This is a genomic window from Frigidibacter sp. RF13 (assembly GCF_026626305.1).
GTDB lineage: Bacteria > Pseudomonadota > Alphaproteobacteria > Rhodobacterales > Rhodobacteraceae > TMP-24.
The window spans coordinates 440,260-461,699 of the sequence record NZ_JAPNUE010000002.1 but is presented as its reverse complement, the minus strand read 5'-3'; the positions used below and the strand labels follow the sequence as shown (position 1 = coordinate 461,699).

Genomic DNA, 21,440 nt, shown 5'->3' with positions numbered 1-21,440 from the left:
TATGCAAGAACTGCAGGGATGGCCGGAATGGGCACCATCATGAGATTTTCGGCTCTCCTCTGCCTCGCGCTGGGGACTGGTGCGCTCGCCGGGACGACCGAAGCCGTCAAGGGGCCGCTCAACGCCGATCCCGCGCTTTTCTGCGAATATGCCGCCCAGCAGGCCGCCGCCGAGGAAGGCGTACCCCTGTCGGTCCTCAATGCGATTTCCCTCAACGAAACCGGGCGCAAGCGGGAAGGCGCCTTCCGCCCCTGGCCCTGGACCGTGAACATGGAAGGCGCTGGCCACTGGTTCGACACACCTGAAGAAGCGCTGGCCTATGCCGAAAAGGAATTCGCCCGCGGCGCGCGCAGCTTCGACGTCGGCTGCTTTCAGATCAACTACAAATGGCACGGCGAACATTTCGCCTCGATCGACGAGATGTTCGACCCGATGGTGAATGCCCGCTATGCCGCGCGCTTCCTCAAGACGCTCTACAGCGAACAGGGGTCATGGGAGGCGGCGGCGGGCGCCTATCATTCCCGGACGCCCGAGTACGCCAACCGCTATGCCGCGCGCTTCAGCCGGTTCCGCAACGACCTGATCGCCCGCTACGGCGAGGAGATACCGGAAATCCCCGATATCGTTCTGGCCGCCTACGGGGCCGAAGCCGAGGTGCCGCGCGTCAATAATTACCCGCTGCTGAAGGCGGGTAGCGCGGGCGGGCTCGGCTCGCTGGTGCCCATTGGCAACGGCGCGCGCGGTGCGCTTTTCGGTGGACCGGCACCATCCGCCGAGGCTGAGGTTCCCACAGAATGAGCGAGACCGCGCCGAAGATCTTTCAGCCGACCGTGCTTCTGGCGCTCGCGATGATGGCGGTCATCGCGATGATGATCCTGCCGATGCCGGCCTGGGTGCTGGACATCGGCCTTGCCGCCTCTTTCGCCATCGCGATCCTCATCTTCACCATCACGCTTTTCATCGAACGGCCGCTCGATTTCTCGGCCTTCCCGACGATCCTTCTGGCCTCGCTTATGCTCAGGCTCGCGCTCAACGTCTCTTCGACCAAGCTCATCATCGGCCAGGGCCATACCGGCACGGCGGCGGCGGGCGAGGTGATCGAGGGCTTTGCCATGTTCATCATGTCGGGCTCGGTCCTGATCGGGCTCGTGGTGTTCGGCGTCCTGATGATCGTGAACTTCATCGTCATCACAAAGGGCGCGGGGAGGATGGCAGAAGTGGGCGCGCGCTTCGCGCTCGACGGCATGCCGGGGCGGCAGCTCGCCATCGACGCCGACATGAACGCGGGCGCCATCGACCATGCCGAGGCCAAGTCGCGGCGCGAACGCGAACAGGCGGAAACCACCTTCTTCGGCTCGCTCGACGGCGCATCTAAGTTCGTGAAGGGCGATGCGGTCGCGGGGCTTCTGATCACGCTCCTGAACCTGCTTGTCGGGCTGGCAATCGGCGTCGGCGTCCATGGCATGCCGATCGGCCGGGCACTTGAGACCTACGCGATCCTCACGGTGGGCGACGGGCTTGTCAGCCAGATCCCCGCCGTGATCATCTCCATCGCTTCGGCGCTTCTTCTGTCCCGCGGCGGCACCAAGGGCTCTGCCGACCGCGACATCCTGCGCCAGCTCGGGCGTCATCCGCTGGCGCTTGGCACTGTGGCTTTCCTGATGGCACTCTTTGCCCTCGTGCCGGGCCTGCCCTTCCTGCCCTTCATCATCGGCGCGGGGATCCTCGGTTTCGTCGGCTGGCGGCAATGGCAGGCCGAAGGCGAAAAGGCCGAGCGCGAAAGGGTGCTGGCCCTGCCCGTTGAACCCGCGCGGCGGCGGACGATGGGCGATCTGCTCGACCTCGACGACATTCATGTTGAATTCTCGCCAAGCCTTGTGGCCATGGTCCTTGACCCGGCGACGGGGCTTGATGCGCGCATTGCCAACATGCGCAGCCATGTCGCCATGACCTATGGGCTGATCCTGCCGGAAATCCGGCTGACCGACGATTCGACGATCGGCGACGGCATGTACCGGATCCGCATCCAGGGGGTGGAACAGGCCCGCGACCATATCCATCCCGATCAGGTGATGGCTTTGCTGTCGGGTGACGATGCCGCCCTGCCGCCGGGCGGCGACGTACGCGAGCCTGTCTATGGCGCGCCCGCCCGCTGGATCCCCGCCGACCGGCAGGAGGAGGCGGCGCTGGCGGGCGTCACCGTCGTGGGGCCGACAGAAGTGCTGGCGACCCATCTTCTGGAGGTGGTGAAGCGCAACTTTGCGCGGCTTCTGACACTGAAGGGACTGCGGCGGCTTCTCGACGAATGCACCTCGCTTTCCGATCCGGCCCGCGCCGAAGCGGCGAAACGGCTGTTCGACGAGCTGATCCCCGACAAGGTGCCAGTCGACATGCTGCTCGCCGTGCTGCGCCTGCTGCTTGAAGAGCGGATCTCGATCCGCAACCTGCCGCTGATCCTCGAATCGATCGCCGAAGGCCGCGGCCTCGGCGCACCAGAGGCGATCTGCGAACATGTGCGGCGCAGGCTCGGTTTCCAGCTAGTGGCAGAGATGCGGCGCGAGGACGGGACGCTGCCGCTTCTGCAGCTTGCGCCCGAATGGGAAGAGATGTTCCGCACCTATCAGGTCGAGGGCGCCCATGACGTGGCGCTGCCGCCCGAGAAGTTCAACCGGCTGGCCGCGAACGTCGCCGAGAAGGTAGCGAAGGCGGGCGAGAAAGGGATCTTCCCGGCGCTGATCACCTCGGCCCGGCGGCGGCGGTTCCTCAAGACTGCGCTGGGCGCGAAGGGTCTTACGACCCCTGTCCTGTCGTACGAAGAGGTGGGCGGCGACGCAAAACCCGCGATCGTCGGGCTGGTGACGGCATGACGGGCCTTCAGGACGCTATCCTTGCCACCCTTCACGGCCCCCTTTTGATCGCTGGGCTGGTCTTTCTCAGGCTCGGCGCGGTGATGGCGCTTCTTCCCGCCTTCGGCGAGCGCGCCGTGCCCGCGCGCCTCCGGCTCGCGCTGGCGCTTGCCTTCACGGCGATCGTCGCCCCGGCGGTCGAGGCGCATATCGCCCCGCCGGAAGGCGGCGTCGCCGGATATGTGCTGTTTCTCCTTGCGGAAACTGCGAACGGGCTCGCGCTTGGCCTCGTGGTCCGCCTGTTCCTCCTGGCGCTGGAAATGGCGGGCGGGATCGCGGCGCAATCGGGGTCGCTGTCGCAGATGTTCGGCGTCCAGGGAGAGCCGATGCCCGCGATGGCGCATCTTCTGGTGATGTCGGCACTGTGTCTCGCCGTCTTGTCGGGCCTGCACGTCCGGGCGGCAGGCGCGATGATCCTGTCTTATGAGGCCTTGCCCGCAGGCACAGTACCGGGTGCGGCGCTCTTGAAGAGCTGGACCGTGGGCCAGGTGTCGCAGGCCTTCGCGCTGGCCTTCAGCCTTGCTGCACCCTTCGTGGTGGCGGCGCTTCTCTACAATGTGGCGCTCGGCGTCATCAACCGCGCCATGCCGTCCCTGATGGTCGCCTTCGTCGGCGCGCCAGCGCTGACCGCGGGGGCGCTTGTCATGCTCGCGGTCGCCGCGCCCCTGATGCTCGGCCTGTGGAAAGGCGCGTTCGACGCGATCCTCGCCGATCCATTCGGGGTGCCGCGATGAGCGGCGAGGACGATGCCAGCCGCGAACACGAGCCGACGCAGAAGAAGCTCGACGATGCCCGCGCGCGGGGCGATGTGGCGCGGTCGGCCGACCTAACCTATGCGGGCGGCATGGCGGGGTTTCTGGCGCTCTCGGCCTTCGCGGGCGCGAAACTGCTGATCGCCTTCGGCGACCGGGCGGAGACCTATCTCAGCGGCTTTGCCCTGACGGGCGCCGCCGCGGGGGCGCCCTCCGGCGCCCGGGTCGCGGGCTGGGCGGTCGCGATGGTCCTGCCGATCCTGCCTTTCCTCCTCCTGCCGGGCCTCGCGGCCCTTCTGACCCTCATCGCACAACGGGGCCTGGTGTTCGCGGGCGAGAAGCTCAGCCCCAAGCTCAGCCGCATCGACCCGTTACAGAATGCCAAGCAGAAATTCGGTCGCGCTGGCCTCTTTGAGTTTGCGAAAAGCGCGGTGAAGCTTTTGATCACCGGCTGCCTCCTGGGCTGGTTCCTCCTGCGCAACATGGAAGAAATCATGACGACCGCCGCCCTGCCGGCGGGTGCGGTCTCGGCGGTGATGGTCGAGCTTCTCCTGCGCTTCCTCATGCTGGTCGCGGCGATTGCGCTCGTGATCGGGCTCGCGGATTTCGGCTGGCAGAAGCTCGAACATCTGCGCCGCAACAGGATGAGCCGCCAGGAGCTGATGGAGGAATTCAAGCAATCCGAGGGCGATCCGCATATGAAGGGTCATCGCCGCCGCCGGGCGGAAGAGATCGCGATGAACCGGATGCTCGCCGACGTGCCAAAGGCCGATGTGGTGGTTGTGAACCCGACCCATTATGCAGTGGCGCTGAAATGGAACCGCGCGAGCGGTAAAGCGCCGATCTGCCTTGCCAAGGGGGTGGACGAGGTTGCCGCCCGCATCCGCGAGGCGGCGGCCACGGCGGGTGTGCCGATCCATTCCGACCCGCCGACCGCGCGGGCGATCCATGCGACCGTTGAAATCGGGCGGGAAATCCGGCCCGATCACTATGCCCCGGTCGCCGCCGCGATCCGCTATGCCGAGCGGATGCGGCGCCGGGTCCGCGAGCGCAGCGGAAGGGGTACGAAATGACCCCCGCCGACCGCGCCCGCCAGCTTGCGCGGCTGAAACGCGTGGCCGAGGCCCGGCGCGACAGCGACCTTGCCGCGCTCTCATCCGTGACTGCCCGCCTCGCCGCAGCCGAGCAGGCGCGCGAGGATCTGGCACAAGCGCTCGCAGCCGAGGTCCGCAAGGCTGTCGCCGAGCCGGAAATGCCAACTTTCCGGGCGCTTGATATGCATCTCATCCTGTCGGAACGGACGAAAACCGCGCTCGAGGCGCGGATCACCCGGATCGCCGCGGAGCGCGACGCGCAGCGCGCCATCGCCGCCGCCTCTTTCGGGCGCGCGGCGGTGCTGGACGAGCTGGCGGAGTGGGTGAACCGTCTGCGCCCGTCCGGCGAACGCTGAGCCGGTACCCTCCGCCACGCCTCCTCGGGCACTTCGTTTCTCGTCGGCCGGGCGGGAGGTGCGAGGCGTGCATGAAATGCTCGACGAGCCCCCGCCCGAGTTCCGACGCAGACCTCACGGCGATGTTGCAACAGATCACGTCTTGGACAGAAGGACGCAATCACCTTGGCGCGGGCCGCACCCCGCCTTCATAAAGGGCGAAACCCACCGCTGCCCGTCGCGGGCTCCGCCGGAGAGGAACGTTGAAAAGACCGCTGATCTTCCTGGGCGCCGCGCTCGCCATCCTGATCCTCTACCGCCTGTACGGGCCGGAGATCGGCAGCCTTGCCGATGTCAGGACCGAGCTGGCCCGGATCGAGGCGGCGCGGGCGGCGGCCCCGGTGACGGTCGCCGCGATCTTCTTCGCCGCCTACGTTGCGGTCACTGCGCTCTCTCTGCCGCTCGCCGTCTGGATGACGCTTGCCGCCGGCGCGCTTTTCGGCTTCTGGGGCGGGCTTCTCCTCGTCTCTTTCGCCTCGGCGATCGGTGCCACGCTCGCCTTCCTCGCCGCGCGCTATTTTTTGCGCGACTGGGTGCAGGCGCGGCTCGGCGACCGGCTGAAGGCAGTGAACGAGGGATTTGCCCGCGACGGCAGTTTCTATCTCTTCACCCTGCGGCTCATTCCCGCGATCCCGTTCTTCGCGATCAACCTTCTGATGGGCCTCACGACGATCCGGCCGCTGACCTTCTACTGGGTCAGCCAGGTTGGAATGCTGGCGGGCACCGCCGTCTATGTGAACGCGGGCACGCGGCTGGCGGCGATCGACAGCCTTTCGGGCATCCTCTCGCCCGCGCTGATCCTTTCGTTCGTCCTTCTCGGCGTCTTCCCCTGGATCGCGCGCGCCTTCATCGCGACCCTTCAACGCCGCAAGGTCTATGCCCGCTGGAAGCGGCCCCGTCGCTTCGACCGCAACCTGATCGTGATCGGCGCGGGCGCTGCTGGCCTCGTCTCTGCCTATATCGCGGCTGCTGTGAAGGCCAAGGTGACGCTGATCGAGGGCCACCGGATGGGCGGGGATTGCCTGAACTATGGCTGCGTGCCGTCGAAGGCGCTGATCCGCTCGGCGAAGCTCGCCCGCCAGATCGGCAAGGCCGAAGCGTTCGGCATTGCGGTGGGACCGGCGGGCGTGAACTTCCCCGCCGTCTTCGCCCGGATCGACGCGGTGATCCGCTCCATCGAGCCGCATGATTCCATCGAACGTTACGAAGGCCTCGGCGTCGAGGTGCGCGAAGGTCACGCTCGCCTTGTCGACCCCTGGACGGTAGCCATTGCCGCGAAGGATGGCAGCGAGACCCGTCTGACCGCGCGCGCCATCGTGCTGGCAACGGGGGCTGCCCCCTTCGTGCCGCCGCTGCCGGGGCTCGATGCGGTGGGCTATCTGACCTCGGATACTTTGTGGGAGGCGTTTGCGGCCCGGGCCGAGGCACCGAAACGCCTCGCCATCCTCGGCGGCGGGCCGATCGGGTCGGAACTGGCGCAAAGCTTCGCGCGGCTCGGCTCCCGCGTGACGATCATCGAAATGGCACCAAGACTTCTGATCCGCGAGGACGAGGAGGTGTCGGCCTTCGCCCGCGCCCGGCTGGAAGAGGACGGCGTCGAGGTGCTGACCGGCCACAAGGCCCTGTCCTGCGGGCTGACGGATAGCGAGAAATGGATCGAGGTCGAGACCGACGGCACCCGCCGCCGCATCGTCTTCGACGATCTGATCGTTGCTGTGGGCCGCGCGGCGCGGCTGAAAGGTTACGGCCTGGAGGACCTGGGCATCCCGGCGGGCCGCGTGATCGAGACGAACGATTATCTCGAAACGCTCTACCCCAATATCTACGCGGCGGGCGATGCGGCCGGGCCTTATCAGTTCACCCATGCCGCCGCCCATCAGGCCTGGTTTGCCACCGTGAACGCGCTTTTCGGTTTCGCGCGGCGCTTCCGCGCCGATTACCGGGTGATGCCGGCCACCACCTTCCTCGACCCCGAAATCGCCCGCGTTGGGCTGAACGAGGCCGAGGCGAAGGCGCAGGGCATCGCCTATGAAGTGACGCGCTACGGCATCGACGATCTGGACCGCGCGATTGCCGACGGCTCCGCCCACGGCTTCGTCAAGGTGCTGACCGCGCCCGGCAAGGACCGGATCCTCGGTGCCACCATCGTCGGCGAACATGCGGGGGACCTGCTGGCCGAGTTCGTTCTGGCGATGAAACACGGGCTGGGGCTGGGCAAGATCCTCGGGACGATCCATTCCTATCCGACCTTCGCGGAAGCCAACAAATATGCTGCGGGCGAATGGCGCAAGGCGCATGTGAACGCGCGCGCGCTGCGCTTTCTCGAAAGCCTGCACCGCTGGCGCCGGGGCGGCGCATGATCGACCGGTTCCTCCTGCCCATGCAGCACGCGGTCCTGCGACCCCCCGCCCGACTGATCGCAGCGCGCGGCGTAACTGCCGACCAGATCACGCTTGCGGCCTTCGGCATCGGCGCTCTGGCGGTTCCGGCGCTGGCGGCGGGCTGGTACGGGCTGGCGCTCGCACTCATCCTGACGAACCGCGCGCTTGACGGGCTGGACGGAGCCGTGGCACGGGAAACGCAGGCAACCGACCGTGGCGCTTTCATCGACATCGCTGCCGATTTCCTCTTCTACGGTCTCGTGCCTTTGGGCTTCGCCCTCGCCAACCCTCCCGCGAACGCTCTTGCCGCCGCCTTCCTCATCGCCTCTTTCATCGGTACCGGATCAAGCTTTCTGGCCTTCGCCACCATCGCCGCCCGGCGCGGTGAGGCATCGACCGCCTATCCGGCGAAGGGCATCTACTATCTCGGCGGCCTGACCGAAGGCGCGGAGACCATCGCGCTTTTCATCGCCATGTGCCTCTGGCCTCGGGCCTTCCCGATACTCGCCGCCCTCTTCGCCATCCTGTGCCTCTTCACCACCGGCCTGCGCTGGCACTGGGGCTGGCAAGCCTTTTCCTCAGCCAAGAACGACCATAGGACCGACGCATGAGACTGACACTCACCGCCACACTCCTCGCCCTGATCGGCGCACCCCTCTGGGCCGACAGCTGGGACGATACGCTCGCCGCCGCGAAGGGCCAGACCGTCTACTGGAACGCCTGGGGCGGGGACAGCCGCACCAATGATTTCATCGCCTGGGTCGACCGGGAAGTGTCGGAAAAATACGGCGTGCATGTCGAACAGGTGAAACTGTCCGATACGGCTGAGGCCGTGACGCGGGTGCTGGCCGAGAAGAGCGCGGGCCAGACCGAGGGCGGTTCGGTCGACCTCATCTGGATCAATGGCGCGAATTTCCTGTCGATGAAGGAACAGGGGCTTCTGCACGGGCCGTTCCTTGAGAACCTGCCGAACGCGGCTTTCCTCGACCTCAATCCGGGGTCTGCGGCCGTGACCGATTTCACCGTCCCGACCGAAGGCTACGAATCTCCCTGGCGGCTGGCCAAATTCGTTTATTCCTATGACAGCGCTCGAGTAGACGAGCCACCCCGGTCGGCGGCGGCGCTCTTGGACTGGGCCAAGACCAATCCGGGCCGCTTCACCCATCCGGCGGTGCAGAATTTCATGGGCGCGACCTTCCTCAAGCAGGCGCTGATCGAACTGACGCCGGATGCGTCCGTCCTGCAGTCCGAGGCGAGCGACGACAGTTTCTCAACTGCGACTGAACCGCTCTGGACCTGGTATGACGCGCTGCGGCCCAATCTCTGGCGGGGGGGAGAGACCTTCCCGGAAAATGAAAGCGTGCTGAACCAGATGCTGAATGATGGCGAGGTGGATCTTACCATGGCCTTCGATCCGGCCGCAGCCGCAGCCGCGGTCGAAAAGGGCCTTCTGCCCGACACGGTGCGCACCTATGGCCCCGCTGCGGGATCGATCGGCAATATCAGCTTCGTCGCCATCCCCTTCAATGCCGCCCATCGCGAGGGCGCGGAAGTGGTCGCGAACTTCCTTCTTGACCCGGCCACCCAGGCCCGCGCGCAGGATATCGGCATCCTCGGCAGCTATACGGTGCTCGACATGACAAAGCTTGACGAGACGCAACGCGCGGCCTTCGCCGACCTGCCCGTCTCGCCCGCCCTGCCGATGGAGGCGGACCTCGGCCCGACGCTTGTCGAGCCGCACCCGAGCTGGATGGTGCGCATCGCCGAGGAATGGGCAAGGCGCTACACGAAATGACCGGGGGCGAGGGCCGGGGGCTCAGGCTGTCGGTCCTTGCAGCCGTGGCCCTTGGCTTCGTCGCGCCGATCCTCGCCGGTTTGGCCGAGACTGCCCGCGTCGCCTTGGGGTTCGATGCGGGCCTTTCCTCGGACGCCGTGCCGCTCGCCGCCCTTGCGGCGCTTCCCGGCGTCGGCAAGAGCATCGCGCTGACGCTCTGGACCGGCGTCGCCTCGACACTGCTTGCCTTCTTCCTCGCCTTCGAACTGATGATGTGGATCGGCGGAGCGCGGCGCGCCACCTCCTGGCTCGCACCGCTGCTGGCCGCGCCACACGCGGCACTGGCGATCGGCTTCGCCTTTCTCATCGCCCCCTCGGGCTGGATCGCCCGGGCGCTCAGCCCCTGGGCAACCGGTTGGAGTCTGCCGCCCGATATCGCAACCGTGCATGACCCTTTGGGGATCGCGCTGATCCTCGGGCTGACGGTGAAGGAACTGCCGTTTCTCGCGCTCGTTATGCTTGCCTCAATTGGCTCTCTGCCGGTCGCGCGGCTCGTCGCCACCGGCCGCGCGCTCGGCCACGGGCGCCGTGCCGCCTGGTACTGGCTCGTGCTGCCCGCGCTTTATCCGGCGCTCAGGCTGCCGGTCTATGCGGTCCTCTCGTTCTCGCTCTCGGTCGTCGACATGGCGATCATCCTCGGACCCTCGAACCCGCCGACCCTCGCGGTCGCCATGACACGCTGGTTCCAGTCGGCCGACCTGCAGCTTTTCGCGCCCGCTGCTTTCGCGGCGCTTCTCCTCGGCCTTCTGGTGGCCCTGACTATCTTCGGCTGGCATCTGGGCGAACGGCTGGTGGCGGCGCATGCGCGACGCCGCCTCGCCCGGGGCTGGCGGGCACTCCGTGCCCCCTGGCTTGGTGCTCTCGCGCCCTCGGCGGCGGGCGGTCTTGTCGCGGCCGGCCTCATGGCGCTGCTGTCGCTGATCGTCTGGTCCTTCGCCTGGCGCTGGTCCTTTCCCCATGCCCTGCCCGAACGCTGGTCGCTGGCGCTCTGGGGCGATACCCGCTCCGGCTGGGTGCATGTACTGGCCGAGACCGCCCTGATCGGTGCTGGCGCGACGCTCCTGTCGCTCATACTCGCGATCCTCTGGCTGGAGGGGGAGACGCGCGGTCGCTTCGGACGCGCCCGCTGGGCAACCGCGCTCATCTACCTGCCGCTTCTGATGCCGCAGCTGGCCTTTCTCTTCGGCCTCAATGTGGTCTTCCTGAAAGCGGGGATCGGCGGTGACCGGACGGCGGTTCTCTGGGCGCATGCGATCTTCACCTTTCCCTATGTGATGCTGACCCTGACCGAGGCCTGGCACAGGCTCGACCCACGGCTCTTCCACAGCGCCGCCTCGCTCGGCGCCGGGCCCTGGCGGCGGTTCCTCACGGTGCGGCTGCCCTGCCTTCTCGGCCCGATCCTGACCGCCGCCGCCATCGGCTTTGCCGTCTCGGTCGCGCAGTACCTGCCCACGCTCTTCATCGGCAGCGGCCGGGTCACGACGCTGACGACCGAGGCGGTGACGCTGTCCTCGGGCGGTGACCGGCGGGTGGCGGGAATGTATGCGAGCCTGCAGGCGCTGATGCCGCTGGCCGCCTACGGGCTTGCGCTGGTGCTTCCGGTGCTTCTGTGGAAGAACCGGCAAGGGCTTCTGGGACGGGGATAGGATGCTCAGCCTCAAGCACGTTTGCATCTGTCCGGTCGGGAGCGCGGAACCGCTCTTCCCGCCCCTGTCGTTCGAGGTGGGCGCGGGCGAGGTGGTGACGATCATGGGCCCGTCCGGCATCGGCAAATCGACGCTTCTCGATTTCATCGGCGGTCACCTGGGGCGCAACTTCATCGGTCTCGGCACGGTGTCGCTCGACGGTCTGGATGTAACGCACAGACCGGCAGAGGCGCGGGGGATCGGCGTTCTGTTTCAGGACGCGCTTCTCTTCCCGCATCTCTCGGTGGGCCAGAACCTTGCCTTCGGCCTCGGACCTGCGCCACGCGACCGCGCGGCGCGGCGGCAGGCGATCGAAGAGGCGCTGGAAACCGCGGGGCTCGCCGGATTTGCGGATCGCGATCCCGCCACTCTGTCGGGCGGGCAACGTGCGCGGGTGGCGCTGATGCGGGCGCTGCTCGCACGACCGAAGGCTTTGCTGCTCGACGAACCCTTTTCACGCCTCGACGAGACACTGCGCGCCGAGATCCGGAGTTTCGTTTTCGATCACATACGCCGCCAGGGTGTGCCGACGCTGCTGGCAACCCACGAGGCAGCCGATGCCGAGGCGGCGGGAGGCCCCGTGTACCGGCTGGCGGCCCGTCCTCAGGGCACAGAGTAGGTCCAGCGCTCGGGCGGCTTGCCCTCGGTCAGCCGGTAGAAGCCGTCGGAGGGCACGGTCTGCCAATCGCCCGCGGTCCCGTCTGGCCAGAGGACGCGCACATCGGCCGCCTCTGCCGAGCCCAGCCCGAAATGCCACCACCCAGCCTCGCCGCTCACATGGCCGCCGCCCACCGTCAGTTCGCGGCGCTGGATGCGTTCGCCAGTCCTGACCTCGATCCAGCCACCGACCGCGTCGTGGTTCGCCCCGTCGCGATGCGGCCGGAGGTTCAGCCAATGGCCACCCGGCCCGCGATTGCGCCAGACCTGCGCGGGACCGTTGCGGTTCACGACCACCAGATCGGGCAGGCCGTCGAGGTTGAGATCGGCAAGCACCGCGCCCCGGCTGGTCGAGAGGCTCGCCACGCCCGCCTTGTCGGCCGTTTCCATGAAGGTGCCGTCGGGCCGCTGCAACAGCAGGTTGTTGGGGTCTTCCATCGCGAAGTCCGGCATCTCAGAGACATTGCCCTTGGCCACGAACAGGTCGGCATAACCGTCGTTATTCACATCCTCGAACTCGGCGTGCCAACCGGTAGAGGGACGGATATCGCCGCCGGTGAACGGACGCTGCACGGTGACGCCCGCCGCCAGCGCCATATCGCGATAATCGGGCGCGCCATCCGCGCCGGGCGCCAGTTCCTGCAGCTTGTGATCGGCCATGCTGGTCAGGAAATAGTCGGGCGTCCCGTCACCCTTCAAGTCATAGCTTGCGATCCCCATCCCCCAGATCTTCAGCGCCTTCCAGCCCTCCGCCGCCGAGTAAAGGCGGGGCGGCTGGCCAGGCTCGACATGCCAGAGCTGCTCCTCGCCCCCCTCGTAATATTCGCGGTCGTTCGAGACCCTCAGCGAGGGCGTGCCCGAGCCGTTCCAGTCGGTAAAAAGCATGGAAAGCGGGCAGTAGGACGGGGTGAGCGCCAGCGGCGCGGCGAAGCCGCCGCCTTCAGCCGGGCGGTGCAGCCAGTTGTCGGTGCACGAACCCCAGGGTGAAAATTCCTCGTGCCGGTCGATGTAATTGCCGATGGCGATGGTGGGCCAGCTTGCGCCTTTCTCCCATGTCGCGGCAAGTGCGGTCGACCAGCCGTCGCCGCCGTCGAAATGCCAGTCTTCGTTCGCGGCGCTGAAGCGGCAATCGCCCAAGCCGCGCATCACACTGTTGGCGCCGACACGCAGAAGGACGAGGTCCATCATGCCGTCGCTGTCCACGTCCAGCGGATAGGCCCCGGTCACGGCATCAAGCTCCAGCCCGCTTGGCCGTTCGCTGAAGGTAAGCGCGCCGCCGGGATCGCTGTCATTGTGATAAAGCCGCGCCGGGCTTTCGCCACCCGCAAGAAACAAGTCTTGCCGCCCGTCGCCGTCACAGTCAAAGGCCGCCGCCCCGCCGCCCACCATATATTGCCATTCGCCGGTGTACTCATGGTCAATGCCAGAGGTCGCCGTTTCTTCCGCAAAGGTTGGAACGACCGGCGCATCATCGGCGTGGACCGAGCAGGGCGCGGCCAGAAGGACAAGAAGCAAAGCTGCGCGCATCATGTCCTCCCGGTTTTCAGGGCGTTTGTATAGGCCGCGATGCAGCGGCCCTGATCAAGACCGCGCTCGATCGCGGCGCGGTAGTGGATGCCGCCGTAAAGGCGCGAGATCCCAGCCTCGTCGGCGGCCGCCCAGAAGCTTGCGAAACGGCGCGGCGCCATGCCCTCGATGGTCGGCGTTTCATCGGTGAAGGCGTGATCCGCGCCGAAAAGCGCGGTCAGCACCTCGGCCGCGGCGCCCGACTGGGTAGAATGGCCCGAAGGATATTCCGGGAAGGGCGGGGTGGCGAGGATCGGCGTCCAGCCCGGGTCAATCAGCCGGTTGATATAGGTGACGGGGCGCAAAAGGTCATATTCGTACTTGCCCTGCCAGCACCCGATGAACGCATCCGCAAGCACGATGCCGAGGCGGACGAGGACATCGGCATAGCGGGCCTGATCGGCGCCTTCGGCGTCGAGCGCGTCAAGCGCGATCGACATCCAGTGGCCGGGCGGCGTGCGCGACAGCATCGCATCGTCTGACCAGAAGGCGGCGATGGCGCGCTGGTCCTCGGTCAGGGTCTTGCTGACCTCATAGACCTCCATCGCCTCGGTATAGAAGTCAGAGCCCGGATCCTCGCTGTAGGCAGGCGGCGGCGGAAGACGGCAGCTCTTACCCTCCGGCATGGCGAAGGTCCGGTTCGCGCCCCAATGCGGCAAAAGCGGTTTCTGCTGCAATGCAATCCGGTTCGTCGGCACCCAGTGCGCGGGGCCCGGGGTCAGCGCATGATCTTCGGGAAAACCGAGATTGACGATTTCAGCCCCGCCATCACCCGCCGCCCAGTTGACCACATGCGCGGCAAGCGCTTCGCCGTAAGCGCGGCTGCGGCGCGCAACCTCGGGGGCGAGCGGCGCCTCGATTGCGGCGCCAAGCTTGTCCGTCACCGCCTTCAGCGCCCGCTGCCCGGTCGGCCCGGTGTTGAAGAAGAGCTTTGCCACAACGGCACCCAGCGCGGCATGCAGGACCAGCGCCTCGTCATGAGCGCCCGCCTCGCGTACCGGGCCCGCCGCAAGCCCGTTCAACTGCCCCGCCAGCGTCAGAAGATCGTCGCGCCCCGAGGCGGTCGCCTCATGGACCGCAACGCCAGCATAGCCGAGCGTGCGGCTGACCACGGGCGGCGTATACGTAGGCGTGTGCCGCACGAGATCGAGGATGAGCCCGTACCAGACCGAGATCACCTTCTGCGGCACGGGCGCCGGAGCCGCATGTGCAGGCACGGCGGAAAGGAGAAGTGCTGTCGACAGGCCGCCGATGGCCTGTCTGCGGGTAAATGAATGCATTTCGTTAGCGCCAACAGGGTTCCGACGGCAGCTAAGCACGGCGCGGCAGGCCGTCGCAAGCGTCTGGCGCCGGACTGGTGCAGAGAAGAAGGGGTGTGGCCGGCGCAGCGGCACCGGCCACACTTGTTGCGCACCCCGACGCACACACGAAACGGCACTAACACGCCGTCAGGGCACGAACGTCCCCGGTCACCCGAAAATCCGATTCCCCACCCGCTGGAGAACACTCCACTCGCTACGCGGCAGCGCGACCAGACCGGTTCGCGCCGTGCCTTAAGGGCACCTCCGAACATTGGTCGTTTCTCCGGGCAGAACAGTTCAAATTTATTTTGAACAGCCCACAATCTTCAGAAGTCCCCAGCCGAAGGAACTGTCACGGCCCGCCGGTCCAAGGTCTTCCGCCGCCGCGCGGAGCGCGCGTTCAAGGGCGCTGCGACCCGTGGCGCCGCCGTCAATCGCATGCGCAAAGATCGCCGTCGCGATGGCCGCCGCATAGGATGTGCCAGAGCGGTAGCGACCACCCTCGGCGGTCGGGACGAAAAGCTCGACACCCGGCGCGACGAAAGCGACTTCCTCGCCGCGGTTGGCCTTGTAGTAAAGCCGCCTGCGCGCATCGACCGCCGATATCGCGAAGACATCGGGATGAGAGGCGGGAAAGGATACGGCGTCCGCGCCGTCATTGCCGGTTGCAGCGACGAAGATCGTCCCGCGCCTGGCAAGCCCGTGCAGCACCATGGCCAACGTCGCATTCTCTGGTCCGGCGAGCGAGAGGTTAACAAGCCGCACCCGTTCCGTCACCAACCAGTCGAGCGCCTCGGCAATCGCATCGGTGCGCGCGACATCGCCGGCTGCACCCTTTGCGAATGCAACCGCCGACAGGACACGCGCCTTCCGGGCGAAGCCCGCAGGCCACTGCCCGTTTCCCGGCGCCGCGATGAGCGCGGCGAGCGCGGTCGCATGATCCGGGGCACCGGGCGCATCACCCTCGCGCAGGAAGGAACGGCTGGCGATCCGCGCGCCCGCGAGTGCCGTCGTGTCGGCATCCACCGGCCCGTCGATGACACCGATCGACAGGGCCCTCCCAAGCGGACAGGGGTCGCCATCGGGGGCGCCTGCAAGCGCTGGCGCATAGGTCACCGGGCCTGCCGACTGTTCATAGACCATGTTGCGCTCGACCCCGACGGCCAAACCTTGGCGCGCGATCCGCCGTCGCAGGTCGTCGGCCGATCCGATCGTGCCGAGATCGGCGGTAACCATGCCGAGGCCGAGGCTTTTCAACGTGCGCTGCCCGATCACGCTGCCGCCCATCTCCTCCAAAAGTGCCGTAGCTGCCGCGACTGCGTCAGGCGTGCCGGTGAGCAAATATTCGGGCCGCCCGCTCGGGGCCACCGCAGCCGCGACCGCAGGGATTCCTACCGGGTCGCGATCCCTGTCGCCTGCCGCTCTGACGGGCGGCTCGGGCGGGAGCGGGGGAGGCGGCTCAGGTGGCGGCGGGGGCTCGGGCGGCGGCGGGGGCTCACCGCACTCCGAGGTACATTCGTCTGCCCACCCCGACCCTGCAAGGCCGAAGGCGGCCAGACCAAAGGTCAGCGCCACTATTCGTGCGACCGAAATGATCATTCGGCGGTTTCCACCAGCTCCAGGAGCTCGCTTGCGTGTTCAAGTGCGGATCGTGCGGCATCGATGTCGCTGTCCGCTGCGGCACCGACGAGGGCGAGGCGGTAAAAACCCAGGGCCGACGGACCGTCGATGATCGTGAGCCCGTTCGCAAGCAACAGGTCGGCGAAGGCCGCGTGAGGCGCCGCATCGCGTACGGATACGGTGAAGATCGCCGCGGGCTGCGGACCGGCCGCCTGTCTGTAGCCTTCATCCGAACTGCCCCAGCCGACCAGGGTGAAGCCGCCCGCCGTGACCGCCGCTGCAATTGCCGCAGCCGCGGCCGACTGACGGAGCGCAGCGGGCGCGCGCGCTTTTTCGGCGACCGAACGGCGCAGGCGGGCAAGGCCGAAATCGCCGGGCGACCGTTCGGGCAGGGCCGAGGCCCGCATCAGTTCGCGCAACTGCCGCGCGGCCTGAACCTGGGCATGAAGGGCCGGATCGCGCTCGAACTCGCGGGCGAGTGCCTCGGCCTCCGCGTCGGTCAGCGAGCCGTTGACCCAGAAGGGAACCAGCTCCGCGATCTTCGCCTTGTCGAATGGGGTCGAAGTCATGCGCGCACCCTCCTGTTCATCTTTGCCTCAAGGCAGCGCAGAAGCAGCGCCTTGGCGTGAAACACCCGTGTCTTCACCGTGCCCTCGGGGACACCGATCACCTCGGCGACCTCGCGGTAGCTCATGTCTTCCAGAAATGTCAGCTCGATTGCCGCCCTATGGTCGGCCTTCAGGCCTCCAAGGCAATCGCGCAGCATGTCCCGCTCTTCCGCCGTCTGCAGAAGCTCGAAGGCGCTTGGCCCCTCGTCGGGCCGATCCGGCATTTCATCCTGTATCGTCACTCGTCCACGTGCCCTGAACTCGTCAACCACCTTGCGCCATGCGATCGCGTAGACCCAAGTCCTGACCCGCGACCGGTCCTGAAACCCGGCGGCACCGCGCCAGACTTCCAGAAAGACCTCGTGCAGTATGTCGGCTGCGGCGAACGGATCGTTCAATTTTGAGTGGATGAATCCGAAAAGAGGTCGCTCAAGCTGGCGATAGAGCGTGTCGAGAGCCGAGACATCGCCTGCGGCCATGCGTCTTACGACAGCGACGAGCGCATCATCCTTCATCTGGGGCAACATCCCGAACCATGCTTACCTGCCCTACATAGCAGGTAGATGGTCCGGGTATAAGCCACAACCCTGACGCATGATGTCGGGTATGATCAAAAGCCGCTAAAGCGACGATTGTTGCGCCGGTTACTCCAGCCGTGCGGGGAAGCCCGGTGCGCGCAGATCGGTGTGCAATAGGTCCTCAAGCAACTTCGCGATCATCGGCGATTGCGCCTCGCCGCCGTAAGCGGCCTTGGCGGCGATATAGGTCTGGTTGGTGGCCGACGCGAGGTCGAGCGGCACGCCGAATTCCTTGCCGAAGCCCAGCGCGAAGCCCAAGTCCTTGAGCGCCAGATCAATGTTGAAGGCGATGTCGTAGGAACCGTTGAGGATCAGCGCGCCTTCAGTCTCATGCACGAAGGAATTGCCCGACGAAGCCTGGATCGCATGCCATGACTGCGCCAGATCGAGCCCGCCGCGCTTGGCCAGCATCAAGGCCTCGCCGCAGGCTTTCAGATGGATGAAGGCCAGCATATTGGTGATGACCTTGATAATCGAGGATGACCCGAGCGGCCCCATGTGAAAGATGCGGTTGCCCATCGCCTCGAAGGCTTTCCAGTGCAGGTCGACAAGGTCCTTGTCGCCGCCCGGCAGCATGGTGATTTCGCCCCGGTAGGCAAGGTGGACGCCGCCGGTGACCGGCAGTTCCAACATGCGCACGCCCGCCTCGCCCGCGACCTTCGACATTGCCAATACATCATCGCGGCCAAGGGTCGACATCTCGATCCAGCTCGCGCCCTTCCTCATATGCGGCAGGATCGACCGCAGGACCTTTTCCGAAACCGCCGGTGACGGCAGGCAGGTGATCACATGATCGACCGATCCCGCCACCGCCTCGGCGCTGTCGGCCCAGGTCGCGCCCGCCTTGATCAGCGGTTCGGCAAGCGCCTTGTTCAGGTCAAAGACCGTGACCTTGAAGCCCGCCTTGAGAAGACATCCCGCGCAGGCAGCACCCAGGTTGCCAAGTCCGATATAGCCGTAGTGCATGTCACTCCCCGAGAGATTGGAAGGGCGGCTCCCCGCCGCCCGAAAGGTTGTTTATTCGCCCCAGCCGACGACGCCCTTGACCTCGCAGAAGTCATGGATGCCCCAGTCGGCATATTCGCGGCCGTTGCCCGATTGCTTGTAGCCGCCGAAGGGCGCGAACGTATCCCAGGCGGGATAGTTCAGGTTCACCATGCCCGCGCGCAGGCGCCGGGCGACGGCGCGGGCCTCTGCAATGGGACCCGCGACATAGGCCGCCAGCCCGTAAGGCGTGTCGTTCGCGGCCGCCACCGCCTCGTCCACCGTGTCATAGGGAATGATCGACAGGACCGGCCCGAAGATCTCCTCGCGGGCGATCACCATGTCGTTCGTCACATTGCCGAAGACCGTCGGGCGCACATACCAGCCCCGGTTAACCCCCGCCGGACGGCCGATACCGCCCGCGACCAGCGTCGCGCCCTCGTCGATGCCCGCCTGGATCATCGCCTGCACCTTGTCGAACTGCATTTTCGAGACAAGCGGCCCCATCGTTGTCGCCACGTCCTGCGTGTCGCCGATCACGACGGCGTCTGCCGCCTCCTTCGCATGAACCAGCGCCCGATCATGCTGATCGCGATGAACGAACATGCGCGTGGGGGCGTCGCAGCTTTGCCCGGTGTTGCCAAAGCAACCCTCGACGCCCGCCTTCACCGCCGCCGCGAGATCGGCCGTCGGCAGGATGATGTTGGGCGACTTGCCCCCCAGTTCCTGCGCCACGCGCTTCACCGTGGGGGCGGCCGCCGCCGCCACCGCCGTGCCCGCCCGCGTCGAGCCGGTGAAGGACACCATATCGACCTCTGGGTGAGAGGTGAGCCGCGCGCCCACCCCCGGCCCCGTACCGTTTATCAGGTTGAAGACCCCTGGCGGCACACCCGCCGCATCGCAGACCTCGGCGAAAAGCACGCCCGACAGTGGTGCGATTTCCGAAGGTTTCAGCACCATCGTGCATCCAGCGACCAGTGCGGGCGCCACCTTGCAGGCGATCTGGTTCATCGGCCAGTTCCAAGGCGTGATCAGCGTGCAGACGCCGATCCCCTCGCGGATGATCTTTGTCGTGCCGCGCATCTCTTCCCAATGGAAGCTTTCGGCAGCCTTGATCGTCGCCTCGATATGCACCTGCCCTGCCCAGGCCTGCGCGCCGCGCGCCCATTCGATCGGTGCGCCCATCTCGACCGCCATGGCCTGCGCGAAATCCTCATAGCGGTCGTTATAGACCTCAAGCACCCGCTTCAGGACCGCGATCCGCTCTGCCACCGGCCGGACGGTCCAGCCCGCGAAAGCTGCCCGCGCCGCCATCACCGCCCGGTCCGCATCGGCTTCGCCCCCCAGCGCCACCTCGCAGACGATCTCCTCGGTCGCCGGGTTCTCGACCCCCATGCGGTCGGACGACAAGGGATCGACCCATTGGCCCCCCACGTAGAATTTCAGGCTGTTTGCGTGGTTCATCCGCCGCTCACTTGAAGTAGATATTGTAAGTCTTGCGGATCGCCGCATCGATCTCCGGGTCGATGACGCTGCCCGCCTTCGACAGGATATCGTTCTTCCGCGCGATGGCCGTATCCAGAAGAATCGGCTTGCCCGCCTCGTTCCATTCCTTGGGGCTCATCCGGTTGCCGACCGCCGGATAGACATACTCGGTCTGCATCAGCGCCAGCGTCTGGTCGGAGCCGAGATAATGGCCCGGTCCGCCCATGCAGACCTGTTTCATCGCCTCGATCGAGGTCGAATCCTCGGTCACGTCGATGCCGCGCACCAGCCGCATGGCCTGCCCCAGAAGATCGTCGCCAAGGATCAGGCTTTCCAGGCAGAAGCCGAGCAGAGAGGCATGCATCCCCACCGCCTCGTAGCACATGTTGAGCCCCGCGAGGCCGGCAAGCGCGTTGGTGATCCCCTGTTCCCAGCCCGCCTGCATGTCCGGCAGCTTCGAATCCGAGATGCCAGAGGCCGCGCCACCCGGCAGATCGTAGAACCGGTGCATCTGCGCGCAGCCCGCCGTCAGCAGGGCCTGTTCCGCGCTGCCGCCCGACATGGCACCGGTGCGCAGATCAGACACGAAGGGCCAGGTGCCGAAGATCGCAGGCGCCCCCCTCTTGATGGCATTCACATAGACGACGCCCGCCAGGCATTCCGCCACCGCCTGCACGATCGTCAGCGCAATGGGCGCGGGCGCCGTCGCCCCCGCCTGACCGGCCGACAGCAGCAGCATCGGCATGCCGCGCCGCACGCAATCCTCCATCGTGATGCAGCTTTCCTCGGCGAATTTCATCGGCGGCACGACGAAACAGTTCGAGTTCGAGACAAACGGCCGTTCCAGCCATTTCTCCTCGCCGCCCGCCACCGTGTAGATCATGTCGAAACAGTCGGCGACATGGGACGGATCGCTGAAGGACGTGCCCACATGCTTGCGGGTGCCCGACAGGCAGCCGTAAAGCGTGTTGAGGTCCATCTCCTTGTTGTCGACCACGTCGCGGCAGACCATCGTGCGCTGGTAGAAATGGATATTGTCCAGATGCTCGACCAGCCGCGCCGCGTCATAGAGGTCCTGCGCGGTACTCTCGCGGTAGTCCAGCGTCACCGGATCGACGATATGGACCGCCGCGCCCGCCGTGCCGTAATGGACCTTGGTGCCTGACAGATGCAGGTCGAACTTCGGATCGCGGGCGTGCAGCGTGATATTGCGCGCCGCGACTGCCAGCATGTCTTCGACGAGCGCGCGCGGGAAACGAATGCGCCCGTCATCGCCGAGGATCGCCCCCGCCTCGGTCAGAAGCTTCACCCCCGAAGGCGGCGCCTGGCTCAGGCCGATCTGTTCCAGCGCGTCAAGCGCGCTTTCATGGATCTTCCTCATCCCCTCGTCGGTCAGCGGCCGGTACTGGCCACCCGACATGCCCGCCCTGACCGGACGCAGCCCCTCAGCCAAGGGTGCCGCCCGCGCCGCGCGGCGCGCTTCCCGCCCACCGGCCCGTGCCGCCCGCCTCGGTTCGCAATTCAGCGCGTCTTCGCTCATCTCAACCTTCCCTGAAGGCGTCTTGCCTTCACTGTGGTCCAAATATCCTCGGGG

Annotated in this window: 18 protein-coding genes; 10 read left to right on the top strand and 8 right to left on the bottom strand. The window is 66.6% G+C overall.

The window, feature by feature from the left end; all coding sequences use genetic code 11:
- Positions 1-27 precede the first annotated feature (27 nt).
- The 10 genes from OU426_RS07905 (at position 28) to OU426_RS07860 (ending at position 11,666) form a co-directional block, all read left to right on the top strand.
- A complete protein-coding gene (locus OU426_RS07905; protein ID WP_267633384.1) occupies positions 28-798 on the top strand; it encodes a transglycosylase SLT domain-containing protein in 771 nt (256 codons plus the stop codon).
- Entirely contained in the window at positions 795-2,867 is a 2,073-nt protein-coding gene (gene flhA, locus OU426_RS07900; RefSeq protein ID WP_267633383.1) for a flagellar biosynthesis protein FlhA, read from the top strand. The genes OU426_RS07905 and flhA overlap by 4 nt, the downstream gene beginning before the upstream one ends.
- Positions 2,864-3,640, top strand: coding sequence for a flagellar biosynthetic protein FliR (locus tag OU426_RS07895; RefSeq protein WP_267633382.1), 777 nt, complete (start codon positions 2,864-2,866; stop codon positions 3,638-3,640). The genes flhA and OU426_RS07895 overlap by 4 nt, the downstream gene beginning before the upstream one ends.
- Complete coding sequence (locus OU426_RS07890; protein ID WP_267633381.1) at positions 3,637-4,731, top strand: EscU/YscU/HrcU family type III secretion system export apparatus switch protein; 1,095 nt, start codon at positions 3,637-3,639, stop codon at positions 4,729-4,731. The genes OU426_RS07895 and OU426_RS07890 overlap by 4 nt, the downstream gene beginning before the upstream one ends.
- The gene (locus OU426_RS07885; RefSeq protein ID WP_267633380.1) at positions 4,728-5,108 is read left to right on the top strand and encodes a hypothetical protein; all 381 of its coding nucleotides are present in this window, start codon (positions 4,728-4,730) and stop codon (positions 5,106-5,108) included. Before OU426_RS07890 ends, OU426_RS07885 begins: the two co-directional genes overlap by 4 nt.
- A 242-nt stretch (positions 5,109-5,350) precedes the next feature.
- Positions 5,351-7,507, top strand: coding sequence for a dihydrolipoyl dehydrogenase family protein (locus tag OU426_RS07880; RefSeq protein WP_267633379.1), 2,157 nt, complete (start codon positions 5,351-5,353; stop codon positions 7,505-7,507).
- A complete protein-coding gene (locus OU426_RS07875) occupies positions 7,504-8,139 on the top strand; it encodes a CDP-alcohol phosphatidyltransferase family protein (protein WP_267633378.1) in 636 nt (211 codons plus the stop codon). The genes OU426_RS07880 and OU426_RS07875 overlap by 4 nt, the downstream gene beginning before the upstream one ends.
- Positions 8,136-9,323, top strand: coding sequence for an ABC transporter substrate-binding protein (locus tag OU426_RS07870; protein ID WP_267633377.1), 1,188 nt, complete (start codon positions 8,136-8,138; stop codon positions 9,321-9,323). Before OU426_RS07875 ends, OU426_RS07870 begins: the two co-directional genes overlap by 4 nt.
- Positions 9,320-11,008 (top strand): ABC transporter permease, encoded by a 1,689-nt coding sequence (locus OU426_RS07865; protein WP_267633376.1) that lies wholly within the window; start codon positions 9,320-9,322, stop codon positions 11,006-11,008. Before OU426_RS07870 ends, OU426_RS07865 begins: the two co-directional genes overlap by 4 nt.
- A gap of 1 nt (position 11,009) precedes the next feature.
- Positions 11,010-11,666 carry an ATP-binding cassette domain-containing protein gene (locus tag OU426_RS07860; protein WP_267633375.1) on the top strand — a complete coding sequence of 219 codons (657 nt, stop codon included), beginning with the start codon at positions 11,010-11,012 and terminating at the stop codon, positions 11,664-11,666.
- Here OU426_RS07860 and OU426_RS07855 read toward each other — a convergent pair.
- From OU426_RS07855 to OU426_RS07820, 8 genes are all read right to left on the bottom strand, one after another.
- Entirely contained in the window at positions 11,651-13,231 is a 1,581-nt protein-coding gene (locus tag OU426_RS07855; protein WP_267633374.1) for a CRTAC1 family protein, read from the bottom strand. The genes OU426_RS07860 and OU426_RS07855 overlap by 16 nt on opposite strands.
- Positions 13,231-14,550, bottom strand: a complete 1,320-nt coding sequence (locus tag OU426_RS07850; RefSeq protein ID WP_267633373.1) for a vanadium-dependent haloperoxidase — start codon at positions 14,548-14,550, stop codon at positions 13,231-13,233. Before OU426_RS07850 ends, OU426_RS07855 begins: the two co-directional genes overlap by 1 nt.
- Positions 14,551-14,874: 324 nt before the next feature.
- The gene (locus OU426_RS07845) at positions 14,875-15,858 is read right to left on the bottom strand and encodes a S8 family serine peptidase (protein ID WP_267633372.1); all 984 of its coding nucleotides are present in this window, start codon (positions 15,856-15,858) and stop codon (positions 14,875-14,877) included.
- 308 nt (positions 15,859-16,166) lie between these two features.
- A complete protein-coding gene (locus OU426_RS07840) occupies positions 16,167-16,760 on the bottom strand; it encodes a hypothetical protein (RefSeq protein ID WP_267633371.1) in 594 nt (197 codons plus the stop codon).
- Complete coding sequence (locus tag OU426_RS07835; RefSeq protein ID WP_267633370.1) at positions 16,757-17,314, bottom strand: RNA polymerase sigma factor; 558 nt, start codon at positions 17,312-17,314, stop codon at positions 16,757-16,759. The genes OU426_RS07840 and OU426_RS07835 overlap by 4 nt, the downstream gene beginning before the upstream one ends.
- A 129-nt stretch (positions 17,315-17,443) precedes the next feature.
- The gene (locus OU426_RS07830) at positions 17,444-18,343 is read right to left on the bottom strand and encodes an NAD(P)-dependent oxidoreductase (RefSeq protein ID WP_267633369.1); all 900 of its coding nucleotides are present in this window, start codon (positions 18,341-18,343) and stop codon (positions 17,444-17,446) included.
- 51 nt (positions 18,344-18,394) lie between these two features.
- The gene (locus tag OU426_RS07825; RefSeq protein ID WP_267633368.1) at positions 18,395-19,825 is read right to left on the bottom strand and encodes an aldehyde dehydrogenase family protein; all 1,431 of its coding nucleotides are present in this window, start codon (positions 19,823-19,825) and stop codon (positions 18,395-18,397) included.
- A 7-nt stretch (positions 19,826-19,832) separates the two neighbouring features.
- Positions 19,833-21,386, bottom strand: a complete 1,554-nt coding sequence (locus tag OU426_RS07820; protein WP_267633367.1) for a trimethylamine methyltransferase family protein — start codon at positions 21,384-21,386, stop codon at positions 19,833-19,835.
- Positions 21,387-21,440: the final 54 nt, after the last annotated feature.